This window comes from Amycolatopsis palatopharyngis, from assembly GCF_003385185.1.
In the GTDB taxonomy this organism is placed as follows: domain Bacteria; phylum Actinomycetota; class Actinomycetes; order Mycobacteriales; family Pseudonocardiaceae; genus Amycolatopsis; species Amycolatopsis palatopharyngis.
In genome coordinates, this window is sequence record NZ_PQHZ01000044.1 from 1 (window position 1) to 14,168 (window position 14,168).

13 protein-coding genes are annotated in these 14,168 nt (G+C 69.2%); 8 read left to right on the forward strand and 5 right to left on the reverse strand.

The window, feature by feature from the left end:
• Nucleotides 1-116 precede the first annotated feature (116 nt).
• Nucleotides 117-1,055 (forward strand): methylenetetrahydrofolate reductase, encoded by a 939-nt coding sequence (locus D0C15_RS26120; RefSeq protein ID WP_116050561.1) that lies wholly within the window; start codon nucleotides 117-119, stop codon nucleotides 1,053-1,055.
• Between the two features lie 29 nt (nucleotides 1,056-1,084).
• Here the strand turns inward: D0C15_RS26120 and D0C15_RS26125 are convergent, their stop codons facing one another.
• From D0C15_RS26125 to D0C15_RS26135, 3 genes are all read right to left on the reverse strand, one after another.
• Nucleotides 1,085-2,122 (reverse strand): S1C family serine protease, encoded by a 1,038-nt coding sequence (locus tag D0C15_RS26125; protein ID WP_245976251.1) that lies wholly within the window; start codon nucleotides 2,120-2,122, stop codon nucleotides 1,085-1,087.
• A 51-nt stretch (nucleotides 2,123-2,173) separates the two neighbouring features.
• Nucleotides 2,174-2,536: a DUF2203 domain-containing protein gene (locus D0C15_RS26130; RefSeq protein WP_116050563.1), complete on the reverse strand. Its 363-nt coding sequence runs from the start codon at nucleotides 2,534-2,536 to the stop codon at nucleotides 2,174-2,176.
• Nucleotides 2,537-2,681: 145 nt separating this feature from the next.
• Nucleotides 2,682-3,902, reverse strand: a complete 1,221-nt coding sequence (locus tag D0C15_RS26135; RefSeq protein ID WP_116050565.1) for a PucR family transcriptional regulator — start codon at nucleotides 3,900-3,902, stop codon at nucleotides 2,682-2,684.
• Nucleotides 3,903-4,107: 205 nt separating this feature from the next.
• On the opposite strand from D0C15_RS26135, the gene D0C15_RS26140 reads away from it, so the two are divergent.
• From D0C15_RS26140 to D0C15_RS26160, 5 genes are read left to right on the forward strand one after another with little or no spacing between them, the layout of a single operon-like run.
• Entirely contained in the window at nucleotides 4,108-4,941 is an 834-nt protein-coding gene (locus D0C15_RS26140; RefSeq protein ID WP_425455430.1) for an ABC transporter ATP-binding protein, read from the forward strand.
• Entirely contained in the window at nucleotides 4,934-5,701 is a 768-nt protein-coding gene (locus D0C15_RS26145; protein WP_116050569.1) for an ABC transporter ATP-binding protein, read from the forward strand. The genes D0C15_RS26140 and D0C15_RS26145 overlap by 8 nt, the downstream gene beginning before the upstream one ends.
• Before the next feature lie 30 nt (nucleotides 5,702-5,731).
• Nucleotides 5,732-6,610: a branched-chain amino acid ABC transporter permease gene (locus D0C15_RS26150; protein WP_116050571.1), complete on the forward strand. Its 879-nt coding sequence runs from the start codon at nucleotides 5,732-5,734 to the stop codon at nucleotides 6,608-6,610.
• On the forward strand, nucleotides 6,610-7,719 hold the full coding sequence (locus D0C15_RS26155) for a branched-chain amino acid ABC transporter permease (RefSeq protein WP_116050573.1): 1,110 nt from the start codon (nucleotides 6,610-6,612) through the stop codon (nucleotides 7,717-7,719). Before D0C15_RS26150 ends, D0C15_RS26155 begins: the two co-directional genes overlap by 1 nt.
• Nucleotides 7,716-9,056, forward strand: a complete 1,341-nt coding sequence (locus D0C15_RS26160) for an ABC transporter substrate-binding protein (RefSeq protein ID WP_116050575.1) — start codon at nucleotides 7,716-7,718, stop codon at nucleotides 9,054-9,056. Before D0C15_RS26155 ends, D0C15_RS26160 begins: the two co-directional genes overlap by 4 nt.
• Nucleotides 9,057-9,114: 58 nt before the next feature.
• Here D0C15_RS26160 and D0C15_RS26165 read toward each other — a convergent pair whose 3' ends face one another.
• Together D0C15_RS26165 and D0C15_RS26170 are read right to left on the reverse strand one after the other, a co-directional pair.
• Nucleotides 9,115-10,305, reverse strand: coding sequence for a saccharopine dehydrogenase family protein (locus D0C15_RS26165; RefSeq protein WP_116050577.1), 1,191 nt, complete (start codon nucleotides 10,303-10,305; stop codon nucleotides 9,115-9,117).
• Between the two features lie 88 nt (nucleotides 10,306-10,393).
• Entirely contained in the window at nucleotides 10,394-11,218 is an 825-nt protein-coding gene (locus D0C15_RS26170) for a PP2C family protein-serine/threonine phosphatase (protein ID WP_116050579.1), read from the reverse strand.
• 84 nt (nucleotides 11,219-11,302) lie between these two features.
• Between D0C15_RS26170 and D0C15_RS26175 the strand changes: the two genes are divergently transcribed.
• A complete protein-coding gene (locus tag D0C15_RS26175; RefSeq protein ID WP_116050581.1) occupies nucleotides 11,303-13,078 on the forward strand; it encodes an N-6 DNA methylase in 1,776 nt (591 codons plus the stop codon).
• Between the two features lie 93 nt (nucleotides 13,079-13,171).
• Nucleotides 13,172-14,089: a serine/threonine-protein kinase gene (locus D0C15_RS26180; RefSeq protein WP_116050583.1), complete on the forward strand. Its 918-nt coding sequence runs from the start codon at nucleotides 13,172-13,174 to the stop codon at nucleotides 14,087-14,089.
• The last annotated feature ends 79 nt before the right edge of the window (nucleotides 14,090-14,168 follow it).

Here is a 14,168-nt window from a genome sequence, read left to right on the forward strand (position 1 = left end):
ATGTCGAGGGGCCGTACAAGTCCGATCACTACCGCTACTGATCCCTGCCGCTTTCCCGGGAAAGCGCGGTACTCGCGTCCGCGCGGTGCTCGCACTTTCCCGGGAAAGTGCGAGATATGGGACGGGGGCACGAGAACAGGGAGCTGACTGTGCGCAAGGTCGCCGACAGGTTGACCCAGGAGCATCGACCGACGTTCTCGGTGGAGTTCTTCCCGCCGCGGGACGCGGCCGACGAGCAGGTGCTGTGGCGCTCCATCCGGGAGCTTGAGCCGCTGGACCCGGCCTACATGTCGATCACCTACGGCGCGGGGGGCTCCAGTCGGGAGGGCACCATCCGCAATATCGCGCGGGTGGCCAGTGACACGACACTGGTACCGATGGCGCACCTGACGGCCGTCGGCCACTCGGTCAGCGAACTGCGAACCGTGATCGGACACTTCGCGGCGGTCGGGGTGCACAACATCCTGGCCCTGCGAGGGGATCCGCCCGGCGACCCGATGGGCCCGTGGTCGCCGCATCCGCAGGGACTGAACTACGCGGAGGAACTGGTCCGCCTCGTCCGCGAACTGGGGGACTTCTGCGTCGGTGTCGCCGCCTTTCCGTACGGACACCCGCGTTCGGACGACCTCGACCTGGACACCGCGCATCTGGTGCGAAAGCTGCGGGCGGGCGCCGACTTCGCCATCGCACAGCTCTTCTTCGAGGCCGACGACTTTCTCCGGTTGCGCGACCGGATCACGGCTGCGGGGTGTGACAGCCTGCTGATCCCGGGAGTGATGCCGCTGACGACGGTCCGCACCCTGCGCAAGACGATCGAGTTGTCCGGCGCCACACCACCGCGATGGCTGGTGGATCGGCTCGAACCGCTGTCCGACGATCCGCGGGCGTTTCGGGCGGCGGGCCTGGATATCGTCACGGAGCTGTGTCAGCGACTGCTCGACGAGGGAGTTCCGGAGCTGCACTTCTACACGTTCAACCGGGCCAAGGCGACCCGGGAGCTGGTGAGCAGGCTCGGGTTGCGCGAACCCGTCACGGAGCCGCTGGCGAGCGTGTAACCAGCGGCCGCCGCTGGCGAAACCAGTGGTCAGCCTTCGCGTTCGGCGACGGCCACGGTCAACCGCTGTGGCTCGCCGTCGCGGGACACCGTGAGGTCGACCTTCTGGCCGGGCTCGACATCGCGCAGTGCGGCGAGGACGTCCTCGACGGCCGAGACGTCCTTACCCGCGACCGAGGTGATGACATCCCCCGCACGCATGCCGGCACCGCTCGCCGGTCCCTCCTGGTCCACTCCCGTGACGAGCGCACCGCCTTCGGCCTCGACGCCGAGCTGCTCACGAATCGCCGGTGTGAGCGGGCGGAGCGAGACACCGAGGTACGGGTGTGTGGCGGTGCCGTCCTCGAGTAGCTCCTCCGTCGTGTCGACGACGGTGGCGGCGGGGATCGCGAAACCGAGGGAAACCGCGCCCTGCTGTGGCGGGATATAGGCCTCGTTGACTCCGACGACCCGGCCCTGTGCGTCGATGAGGGCCCCGCCGGAGTTGCCGGGGGAGATGGAGGCGTCGGTCTGGATCAGATCCACCAGAGACTGCGTCCTGGCGGCGGAGCCGGGGATCTCCCGGTGCAGACCGGAGATGATGCCCGCCGTGACGGAGTTCTCGAAGCCGAGTGGACTGCCGATCGCGAGGGCGGTCTCCCCGGGCCTCGGGAGCTGCGTCCGGTACTCGGGGACGGGCAGGTCCTTGCGCTCGGTTCGGATCACGGCCAGGTCGGTGACCGCGTCGGTGCCGACAACCTCGCCGGAGGAGGCTGTGCCATCGGCGAAGGTGAGCTGTACCTGCTCGCGGTCACCGACGACGTGGGCGTTGGTCACCACGACATCCTGTCGTAGCACGACTCCGCTGCCGACACCTTTCTCCGTATTGACCGTCACGACACTGGGCGCGAGCCGTTCGGTGATGTCCGCGAGCTGTGCCGAGTTCGTGGGTGATGGTGCCGGGGCACCGGGCTGGTTCTGGTTCTGGGGCTGGTCCTGGGGCTGGGAGTCCTCACCGCTGCAGCCGCCCGCGACGAGCAGGGCACAGGCGGCGGCGACTCCGGCCGCTCTTGCTCTCGTTGTCGTCACGGCCGCACGGGTACCCGGGGACTTGGGTCGTCAACCGCACGGACCGGACATTCAGGGCAGCGGACGCCGTCCGGCGAAACCCAGGTCGGCGCGGTGATACCAGTTCAGCCCCTGGTCACCCTCGAGCCAGCACAACAGCACCGGCACCCCGTCGAGGTCGGCGGGGAAGTCGACGAGCAGCGGCGCGAACCCCTTGAGCTCGGCGCCGGTCTCCTGCACGAGTGCCATCAGTTCGTCGAGGCGAGCCTGCGCGGCCTTCAGCTCCGCGAGCCCACCGAGTGCGCTCGGGGCGCCGCCGGGGGTCTGGGCGAACGCGAGTTCGGCCGCGTCGGCGCGCAGGTTGACGATCTCGTCCAGCACCGGCCGCAACGCCGCGAGTTCCGCGCGTGCCTCCTCCACCGTGAACAGTCCCATGCCAGCAGCGTCCCACGTCTCCGGTGACGAGCGGGGAGGACGTCCCCAATGTGGCATTGGGGACGTTGGAGTTCCCCAATGTGGCATTCGGGACGTTCAAGTTCCCCAATGCCGCATTGGGGAACTCCTGTGGTGGTGGCGCGACTCAGCGCTGGCGGTAGGCCATCAGGCCGAGGGTGAGCAGCAGCCGGTCGCGGGGTTCGGCGATCTTGCGACCGGTCACCGCCTCGATCCGCTGCAGCCGGTAGATCACGGTGTTGCGATGGCAGTAGAGCCGTTGCGCGGCATGCGTGGGTGAGCCGCCGCTGTCGATCACCGCGCCCAGAGTCTCCAACATGGTCCTGCGCTCCGCTTCGGGGAGGTCGAGCAGTTCGCCGAACGCCACCCGCTCCAGCCGGGGCACCAGGTGGGGACTGCCGACGAGCAGCGCTTCCGGCAGCCGTTCGTCGAGCGCGGCGACCCCTGGCTCGGCGAGGGTTCGTGCCGCTGTCTGCGCCATCCCGTACGCCACGCCGATCTCGCCGAAGTCGGAGATCACCGGTGAGGCGCCGACGCGACCGGCCACCGCGGGGCCGAGTGCCTCCAGCACCTCTGCCGGGCTGCGCTCGTCCAGCGAGACGAGTCCGACGATGTCGGCGGGACGGACGTGCCAGGACGAGACGATCCCGTGCGCGCCGAGCGCGTCCTGCGGGGAACGCAGCGGATCATCGCGGGGGCTGTCGACCGGAGCGACGACGCAGATCAGCGGCCCTGTCGGTGGCAGGCCCAGCGCGGCCGCGGCCTCCGTGGCGAGTGCGGCGTCCCCGCCGCGTCCTTCCAGCAGTGCGTTCAGGAAGGCGTGTTTACGGCTGAGCTCCTGACTGCTCAGCCTTGCCTCCTCCAGCCGGTAGGCGTCCACCAGAGCCGACGAACTGGAATCGATGACCCGCCAGACATAGCTCGCCGCCTCCAGCAGATCGTGGTCGTACTTGCCGCCGAAACGTTCGCGGGAGGTTGCGAGCAGTGCCTCCCAGATCACTCGTCCACCGAGGCGGTAGGCGCGCAGCACGGCCTCCAGCGGGATGCCCTGCCGCACCCGGATCCGGCCGGTCTCGCGGGAGGTGTCCTGCGGGTCGTCCCCCTCTGGAACCGCCTCGCCGAGCGACTGGATGCCCCGCTCCAGATTGTCCCGCAGGCTCGCGCGCAGCTCCTCGGGCGCGGCGACCCCGAGTTGGGCATAGGACGGTTCTCGCTGCAGGACGACCAGTGTGAGGCGGTCCGCGAGACTGTCGAGTTCGCCCAACAGCACCCGGCTCAAAATGTGCAGTGCGCCCTTCGGCGGCTTCGTCGACTCGGAAGCCGGTTGTCCAGGTGCCGGTGCTCGCATCGGCCGACAATCGCACGGCACCTGCTCATGCGTCCACTGACCCGGGCGCCGAGCCCAGAAATCGCCCTGATCTTTGGGCTCCCCGCCTATGGTCCAGATTGGGCGCCGCGCATCAGTCTTATGGACCTGCCGGGCCGGGGTGTTGCAGGACACATCGGCTCCCGGCACCAGGAACAGTGACCGACCAACGGCGGGAGGCGCGGCTGTGACGTTGCCGGATCGATCCGACACGCAGACCTCGACCACGGTGCGGGAATCTCCGCCACTTTTCGAAGCACGCGGGATCAACGTCCGGTTCGGCGGACTGATCGCACTCGACGATGTCTCACTTGCCGCGTCGCCACACGAGGTGCACGGGGTCATCGGTCCCAACGGCGCGGGAAAGACGACGTTGTTCAACGTCTGCTGCGGCTTCGTCGCGCCGAACTCGGGGACACTGCACCGCGGCGGACGGAAGTTGACCCAGATACGGCCGCACCAGCTCAGCGGTATGGGAATCGCGCGGACGCTGCAGGGCGTCGGCCTGTTCGCCGGGCTCACCGTGCTGGAGAACGTGATGGTCGGCGCGGATCGGTTCCACCGGTCGGGTTTCGCCTCGGCGCTGTTCGCGCTGCCCCGTTCGGCAGGCGACGAGCGCCGCCTGCGCGAGTCGGCGCTCGTCGCGCTGCAGGAGGTCGGGGTGGCGTCCTACGCGTCCAGGCTGCCCTCGAGCCTGCCCTATCCCGTGCAGAAAAAGGTGGCACTGGCCAGGGCGCTCGCCGCGGCCCCGGACCTGCTGCTGCTCGACGAACCGGCAAGCGGGCTCGGCCACGACGAGATCGTCGAGCTCGGCGAGTTCGTCCGTGCACTGACCGAGCGGATGGCGGTGATCCTCGTCGACCACCACATGGACCTGGTCATGTCGATCTGCGACCGGATCACAGTGCTGGACTTCGGCAAGGTCGTCGCGCACGGCGCGCCCGACGAGGTCCGCAACGAACCGGCCGTCATCGACGCCTACCTGGGCGAGCAGGCCCAGCGGGGAGACCACGATGACTGAACACGTGACAGAGACGCCGGGCCACCCCCGGACACATGGTTCCGAGCGCGGTGAACTCGAGATCCGTGACCTCAGCGCCGCCTACGGTCCGGTGGTCGCGCTGAACCATGTGGACATCAGGGCACGACGGGGTCGCATCACGGCCGTGCTCGGAGCCAATGGCGCAGGCAAGACCACTTTGCTCCGGACGGTGTCCGGACTGGTCCGGGGCACGAGTGGCGGTGTGTTCCTCGGTGGCCGTGACCTCACCGGCCTGTCCGCGGAGGCCATCGCCATGGCGGGCGTCGCCCATGTGCCCGAGGGACGCGGAGTGATCACCGAACTCACCGTGGAGGACAACCTCCGCCTCGGCGAGCTGCTCGGCACCGCGCGGGGGACAGGCGCGCACAGCCTCGACTCGGTCTACGAGATGTTCCCCGCACTCGAGCAGCGGCGGCGACGTGCGGCGAACTCACTGTCCGGTGGCGAACGGCAGATGCTGGTGATCGGCCGTGCACTGTTGTCCGCTCCCGAGGTGCTGCTGCTGGACGAGCCCTCGCTCGGGCTGGCACCGCGGATCGTCGCGCAGATCTTCGGTCTGCTGCGTGAACTGGTCGACCGCGACGGCGTGACCGTGTTGCTGGTCGAGCAGAACGCCCGCAGCGCACTGTCCATCGCCGACGACGGGTTCGTGCTCAATCTCGGCGAGGTGGTCGCGGCCGACGAGGCTTCGACGCTCGCCGCCGACGACGAACTGCGCCACGCCTATCTCGGTTTCTAGGCGCTCGCCTCAAGGAGGACACGGCAGACGATGCAACAGTTCCTGAACGTCACCCTCAGCGGGATCAGCCAGGGCGCGATCTACGCGGCCTTCGCGCTGGCTCTCGTGCTGATCTGGCGCTCGACGAGAATCATCAACTTCGCCCAGGGATCCATGGCGATGTTCACCACCTACCTGGCGCTCACCCTGGTCGAGAACGGAATGTCCTACTGGGTCGGGTTCGCGGTGGCGCTGCTGGGCGGGCTGCTGCTCGGCGCGGCCGTGGAGCGGGTGATCATGCGGCCGGTCGAGGGCGGCCCCGAACTCAATGCCGTGATCGTCACCCTCGGACTTTTCGTGGCGTTCCAGGCACTGGCGGCGATCCTCTTCGGCGCCTCGTTCAAGTCCTTCCCCGCTCCGTTCGATCTGCGCGGTTTCACCGTGGGCTCGGTCAACATCGCCTTCACGCCCTACAGCATTTTCGTCATCGCCTCGGTGGTCGCCGTGATGGCCGCGCTCGTCGCCCTGTTCCGGTTCACCGACGTCGGACTGCGGATGCGGGCCTCCGCGTTCAACCAGGAGGTCGCCCGGCTGCTCGGTGTCAAGGTCGGCCGCATGCTCACTCTCGGCTGGGCACTGGCCGCCGTGGTGGGCTCGCTGGCCGGATTGCTGATCGCGGGAGGAAACCTGGTGTTCCCGGCCTATATGGACGCGGTGATCGTCTACGGCTTCGTCGCGGCGGTGCTCGGTGGACTCGACAGTCCGGTCGGAGCCGTGGTGGGCGGGCTGATCATGGGACTGGCGCTGTCCTATGTGAGTGGTTATCTCGGCAGCGAGCTGGTGGCGCTGGCAGCACTGGCGATTCTGGTGGCGGTGCTGCTGGTGCGACCACGGGGACTGTTCAGCAGCACGGCAGCGAGGCAGGTGTGATGGGTCACTTCGTCGCCGGCGTACGCCGCCGCCTTCCGTCCTCAGTGCTCGGGCGACACCTGCTACTGGTGCTCGTCGGTCTGCTCCTCGTGATCGTTGTCCTGGAGACGACCAGCCCCTTCCGGAACTCGCAGTTCGCCACGATGTCGTACTACGCGATCGCCGCGGCCGGCCTCACCGTCCTCACCGGACTCAACGGGCAGATCTCCCTCGGCCACGGTGCGCTGATGGCGGTGGGCGCCTACACCACGGGACTGTTGCTGGCCACCGGAGCCATTCCGTTCCCGGTGGCCATGCTGATCGCCACCTTGGTCACCGCACTCGTGGGCATCGTCGTCGGCGCGGCGGCCTCGCGCCTGCATGGTCCGTACCTCGCGGGTGCCACGCTGGCACTGGCGGTCGGCGTACCGGGGCTCGCGATCTACTTCGACGGTACGTTCGGTGGTGAACAGGGACTGCGGGTCGACACCCCCCGGGCCCCGGACTGGTTCGCCGACGCCGTCTACTTCCTGTCGGCCAACGAGGCGGGCCCGGCGAAGTACCTGGCCTACATCGGCTGGATCACCCTGCTCGTCGTCCTGCTGTTGCTGGCCAACCTGATCGCCAGCCGGTACGGGCGGTTGTGGCGTGCGGTGCGCGACGACGAGATCGCCGCTGAGCTCGCCGGGATCCAGCTGGGCAGGTCCAGGGTGCTCGCGTTCGTGGTCAGTGCCGCCTGCGCGGGCCTCGCCGGTTCGGTGCTCGGCATGGTGGTCAGGCTCGCGGCGCCGAGTGGCTTCACCCTCGTGCTCTCGCTCGCTCTGCTCACCGCGGTCGTCGTGGGCGGGCTCGGCAGCCTCACCGGTGCGGTGCTCGGTAGTGCGCTGCTGGTCTTCCTGCCCCCCGCGGTGACCGGTATCGGCACCAGCGCTGGCCTCTCGGACGTGCAAGCGGCACAGCTGGCCCCGCTGGTCTACGGCGTCGTGCTGGTGGCGGTCATGGTGCTGGCACCTGGCGGCGCGATCGGACTGTTGCGGCGACTGCGATCGGGCCTGCCGAGCCGGTCGCGCCGTGGTGGATCCACAACCACAGAACCCGTCGGGGACGTTGAATCAGGAGGTAGCAGATGAGCAGAGTCGTGCGACGTCGTGGCCGGTGGGTGGCGGGCCTGATCACCACAGCGGCGGTCGTCCTCGCGTCCTGCGGCGCGGGTGGCCGCCCCGATGAGGGCTCCGCGAGCGGCGGAGAGGCCTCCGACGTCGGTATCACCGCCGAGTCGGTCAAGGTCGGCGCCCACTTCCCGCTGACCGGGGTGGCGGCGCCGGGATACAGCGAGATCCCCACCGGGGCGAAGGCGTACTTCGACTACGTCAACGCGAACGGTGGTGTGGACGGCCGGAAAATCGACTACGTCTTCAAGGACGACGCCTACAACCCCACCAACACCACGCAGGTGGCCAACGAACTCGTGCTGCAGGACGAGATCTTCGCGATGGTCGGCGGCCTCGGCACTCCCACGCACAGCGCGGTGCTCGATTTCCTGAACAGCTCCGGAGTGCCCGACCTCTTCGTCTCCTCCGGTTCCCTGCTGTGGGACCAGCCGCAGGAGAATCCCCAGACCTTCGGCTGGCAGCCGGACTACGAGATCGAGGGCAAGATCGTCGGTCAGTACATCAAGGAGAACCTCCCCGACGCCAAGGTGGGGCTCTTCCTGCAGGATGACGACTTCGGCGACGACGGCGAGAAGGGGGTGCGGCGCTACATCGACGACCAGATCGTCGCAGCCGAGCGTTACGCACCGGGAAACACCGACATCGCACCGCAGATCGCGGCTCTGCAGGCGGCCGGAGCGGATCTGGTCATCGGTTTCAACGTGCCCTCATACACCGCGCTGAGCCAGCTCACCTCGCTGCGGTTGAACTACGATCCACAGTGGATCTACAGCAACGTGGGCTCGGACCCGGCGCTGGTCGGCTCGCTGCTGAGCAAGTTCTCCGAGGGCAAGGTGACCGGCTCCGCGATGCTCGACGGGGCGATCACCACCGAGTACCTGCCCGGAGTGGACACGGCGGACGACCCGTGGACCCAGCTCTGGCAGAAGGTCTGGGACGCCCACGGTGGCGATGGTGAGCTGACGAACTACCGCATCTACGGGATGTCCGAGGCCTACACGTTCGTGCAGGCACTGCAGGCGGCGGGCCCCAACCCGACAAGGGAAGGGATCGTCGACGCGCTGGAGCAGGCGGGCAGCGAGTTCCAGGGACCGGGTCTCGCCCCGTTCCGGTACTCCGAGGAGTCGCATGCGGGAATCTCCGGAGTGAAGGTCGTGCGGATCGCCGGTGTGAGTACCGAGGAACTCACACCGGTGCTGGTGACCGACAACGGTGACGCCGAGATCACCGAGCACACCAAGGAACACGCACCACCGCCGGAGAACGGCATTCCCGACGTGCAGCCGGTGGGCTGAGCGGGCGGATCGACCCTGAAGGCTGTGGTCACCGTGCTCCGGTGACCACAGCCCGGGGTCAGCGCTCGTCGCTCGGCCCGTCGAGCACGCGGATACTGACGCCGGCCTCGGTCAGCCTGCGGAGCAACGCTTCGCCCATCGCCACGGCGGTGGTCACCTGGCCGGCGGTCTCGGGCAGTTCGTCGAAGGCAAGGCACAGCGCGGACTCGGCCAGCATGCGTGCTGTCTCGTCGTATCCCGGATCGCCCCCGGCGAACTCGGTGACCACTGTGGTGCCACCTGCCTCGCCGGTGAAGCGGACGGAGAACCAGGACTTCGCCCTGCGTTCGGGGCTCGGGCCCGCGCCGGGTTTCCTGATTTTCGCGAGCGCGTCCCGCGCCGGCGGGATCTGCGCGAGCAACGCGAGCCCGGCGAGGCCGACTCCGGCGACGGCGACCGTGGGCAGCCGCTTGACCGACGCGTACTGGTGATAGGTGAAATCGGGCCCATAGCGTGGCAACGCTCTCGCCGAGCGAGCCACGATCCGTGGGTCCAATGAGGACATCGGCACCAGCCACCGGCCCGTCGTGGTGTCGCGGTGGAGCCTGCCCAGCGGTGTCCGTACCCGGCGCTGGTCGATACGGGGTTCGACGCGCGCGCGTTCCCGTGCGGTCCGCAGCATCGCCAGCGGCCGGGAGAACGCGGTGAGCGCCGAGGAGTAGGTGCCACCGGAGAATTCCGCGTTGACCCGTACCTGGCTGCTCACCGTGATCGGGACGCCCTGCGGCAGTCGCCGCACAGTGAAAAGCGTACCGAGGTCGTAGGGGATCGAATCGAATCCGCAGGCGTGCACGATCCGCGCTCCGCTGCGCCGCGCTGCCTCGTCGTGGCGCAGGTACATTCGGTCGACGAACTCCGGCTCGCCGGTGAGGTCGACGTAGTCGGTACCGGCCGCCGCGCAGGCGGCCACCAGCGGCTCCCCATAGTCGGAATAGGGCCCGACGGTGGTGATGACGACTCGGCTGGCCGACGCCACGTCGCGCAGTGAGCCGGGCTCGCCGATGTCGGCGTGCAGCAGGGGCAGGTCCGCGCACGCGGGGTTGATCGTGGCGAGTCGGGTCCGCAGCTGTTCGAGCTTGGCCCGGTTGCGCCCCGCGAGGGCCCACGTCGCTTCGGCCGAAATCCTGCGAGCCAGGTACTCGGCCGTCAGCCCGCCGGTGAATCCGGTGGCACCGAACAGCACGAGATCGTAGGTACGGTTCTCGGGCATGGGTACGGCTCCTGTTCCTCGGGGGTCCGCGCAAGCGATCGTAGATCGTCGTGCGGTCGAGCGCGGCCGCGCCAGTGCCCACGGCCAGTCACCGCCCGGGAAGGGACACCTCGGTGACGGCGCCGGCCAGCAGCGTCGGGCCTGTTTCCGCCGGGCCGGTACCGGCCGTCTCCCGCACGTCGGCCACCACGGCGGTGATGTTGTCGGGCCCGCCGAGCTCGTTCGCCTGCTGGATCAGCCGCCGCAGGGTGGCCTCCGGAGCGGCACCTTCGGCGAGTGTGTCCCGGATCGTGTCGTCGGTGAGCACACACGTCACGCCATCGGTACACAGCAGGATCCGGTCGCCCGGCAGGCAGTCGTGCAGGGACACATCCGGTTCGGCGCCGTCGCCCGCCACCAGTGCACGCATGAGCATGGATCGCCGGGGATGGTGCGCGGCTTCTTCCGCGGACATCTGGCCATCGGCGACGAGTTGTTCGACGAGGGTGTGGTCCCTGGTGAGCCGCCGGAGTTCGCTGCCCCGCAGCAGGTAGGCGCGCGAGTCCCCGACGTGGACGAGCGCGAATCCCGTGCCGTGCCAGAGCAGCGCGGTCATGGTGCAACCCATGCCGGTGAGGTCCTCGTGAATCCGGGCCAGCTCGGTGAGCGCGCTCCCGATACCGGTGACCGTCTCGGCGAGCAGCCGGGCGCCCGCGTCGGCCGTGATGTCCTCCGGAACCGCCGGAACCGCCCGGCCGGAGAGTTCGCTGATCGCTACCGCACTCGCCACCTCTCCGTGCGGCTGACCACCTATTCCGTCGGCCACGGCGAGCAGCCGGGGACCGGCGAACGCCGAGTCCTCGTTGCGGGTCCGCCGCCGTCCGGGATCCGAGGCGGCGGCGTAGTCGAGCCGATCAACGCGAGGAGATGTCATGCTGGCAGTAAATCAGTGGTTGATTCTGTTCACAAGCAGAATTGTTGTGGAAAGTATGAGCGCTGTGAACTAGGCTCCGGCGTCATGGGCCAGGACGGGACAGTGAACGCGGGCGAGATCGCCCGGCTGGTGGACGTCGGTCGTGCGGCCGTGAGCAACTGGCGGCGCAGGCACGAGGACTTCCCGCGTCCCGTCGGTGGTACCGCGTCGAGCCCGCTGTTCTCCCTCGCCGAGGTGCAGACCTGGCTGCGGCGCAACGGCAAGCCGTTCCAGCTCTCCGCCGCGGACCGGGCCTGGCAGGAGATCCGGGCCGCGGGTGACGATCTGCGCCTCGGTGAGCTCGTCGCCGACGCCGGTGAGCGGCTGCGCGGTGATGTACCCGGTGCTACGGGTGCGCTGGGAGAACTGGTGGCCGAACGTGGTCCCGCCATGGCCTTCGAGGAACTGTGCGCGCGTTACTTCAGGGCGCACTCCCGTGGGCTCGACCTCACCAGGGACGAGGTGGCCGGGCTGATGGCGAGCCTGGTGTGCACGGAAGGCACGACCGTACTCGACCCAGCGTGCGGTGTCGGTACTCTGCTGCTGGCCGCGGGCAGGGTCACCGCGCTGGGGCAGGAACTCAGCGGGCCCGCCGCGCGGATCGCCGCGAGTCGCCTCGAACTCCGCGGGGTCCCGGCACGGGTCGTTGCCGGTGACTCCCTGCGCACGGACGCCTTCGACGGCGGACATGCCGATGCCGTTTTGTGCGATCCGCCGTTCAACGAGCGGTCCTGGGGGTTCGACGAGCTGACCGGTGACCCGCGGTGGGAGTACGGAATGCCGCCCCGGGGCGAGCCCGAGCTGGCGTGGGTCCAGCACTGTCTCATGAAGGTGCGCCCGGGCGGGACGGTGGCGATCCTGATGCCGCCTGCCGCGGCGAGCAGGCGTCCCGGCAGGCGCATCCGGGGCAATCTGCTTCGAGCGGGGGCGCTGCTCGCCGTGTTCGGCCTCGGGCCGGGCGGCCCCGATCTGTGGCTGCTGCGCAGACCCGAGCCCTCGGCGCCCCCGCCGTCGCGGATCCTGCTCGGTGAGTACGAGGGGGATCTTCGGGCGGTGGAACACGCCTGGTCCCGGTTCCGGAGTGAACCCGAGGCGCCGGGTGCGGTACGGATCATCGATCTGCTGGACGAGGATGTCGATCTGAGTCCGGCCCGTGCGATGAGCAGGCGGCGCGATGGTGAGCTGGTGCGGGAGTTCACCACGGCGACCGACCGGCTGAGGCGAGTGCGGTTGTTCGCGCCCGGACTGGAACCACTGGAGGGCTCGGCGGCACCGGCCTCGACGACGGTCGCGGATCTTGTCGCGGCCGGTCTGGTGCGGATCCGGCACGCCCCGGCCGGGGTGCCCGTCGGCAGCGGGGAGCGTCCGGTGCTGACCGCGCGGGATCTGGCCGTGGGACGCGCGCCGAGCGGGCGAACCGGCCCGGGCGAGGGGAGCGAGAGCGATGTCGTGGAGGTGCGCGCCGGTGATGTGGTGGCCTCGCCCTCCGGAGCGGTCCGGGTGGCCTCGGTGACCTCGGAGGGCTCCGTGCTCGGGCCCTCGCTCACGCGGTACCGCGTCGACCCGCAGCGGCTCGACCCCGAATTCCTCGCCGGGGTTCTGCGAACCGCCACGGCCAGGGGGCCCGGTATGTCGAGCCGGGTCGATCCGCGGCGGATCCGCCTGCCGAGCCTGCCACTGACCGAGCAGCGCAGGTACGGCGCGGCGATGAGCGAGTTGCAGGTACTCGCCGACGCGAGCCGGGAGGCGGCGGAGGCGGGTCAGAAGCTGCTCCGGCTCGGTTGCGAAGGCCTGGTCGCCGGCCACCTAGGCCCACGATGACGTGCGGCTCGGATTGCGCGCGGCCGGCGACGTGGGTGGCGGGGGTACGGTTGTGCGCGTGGTGCGGCCCCGCCGGCGAGTGAGGCGAGAACATTGTTGATCGCGCAGCGCTACGAACTCGACGAACTTCCCCTCGGCAGGGGCGGGATGGGTACCGTGCATCGGGGCCATGACCGGCATCTCGACCGCACGGTCGCGGTGAAGTTCCTCGCGCTACCCGGAGGACCGGACGGGGATCTGGAGCGGCGTTTCGTCCGGGAGGCGCGCATTCTGGCGCGCCTCGAGCATCCGGGTGCGCCCGTGCTTTACGACTTCGGCACGTTCGAGGGCAGGCCGTTTCAGGTCATGCAGTTCATCGACGGCGTCACGATCGACGATCTTGTCGGTGAGCACGGTCCGGTGCCGGTGGCCTGGTCGGCCGCCATCGCCGCGCAGGCGTGCGCCGTGCTCGCCGCGGCGCACGAACTGGGAATCTGCCACCGTGACCTCAAGCCGACCAATCTGATGCTCTGCCCGGATGGTGGCGTGAAGGTCCTCGACTTCGGCCTCGCGATCCTGCGCGAATCCGACGTCGCCCGGTTCACCAGGGCGGGACAGATCCTCGGTACACCCGCGTACATGGCGCCCGAGCAGATCCAGCGCGGCGTCTCCGGCCCCGAGGGTGATCTGTACTCGCTGGGTTGCGTGCTGTACGAACTGCTGACCGGCGAGCAGCTGTTCACCGGGCCGACGGCGTTCTCGGTGTTCGAGAAGCAGGTGCACGAGCCGGCCCCGGAGGTTCCCGGGCTGCCCGCCGAACTCGGCTGCGTGCTGCGCGAGTTGCTGGAGAAGGACCCGGCGAAACGTCCGGCCGGGGCGACGGAGCTCTATCGCAGACTCGCGCCGTTCGCCGTGGACCTGCCGATGCTGCCCGGGTTCCTGCATCCGGTGACTCGGCCGAGCCCGGCCCGGATGTACACGCATATGGCGGGCAGGCTGCTCGACGCCGATCCCGGCGACTGCGGCGGCTGACTGGAGCGGACAGGAAGATCCAGCCGGCACCGTCGGGTAAACGACGGCGCCGGTTATCTTCTAAGTAGCTTAGGAGATG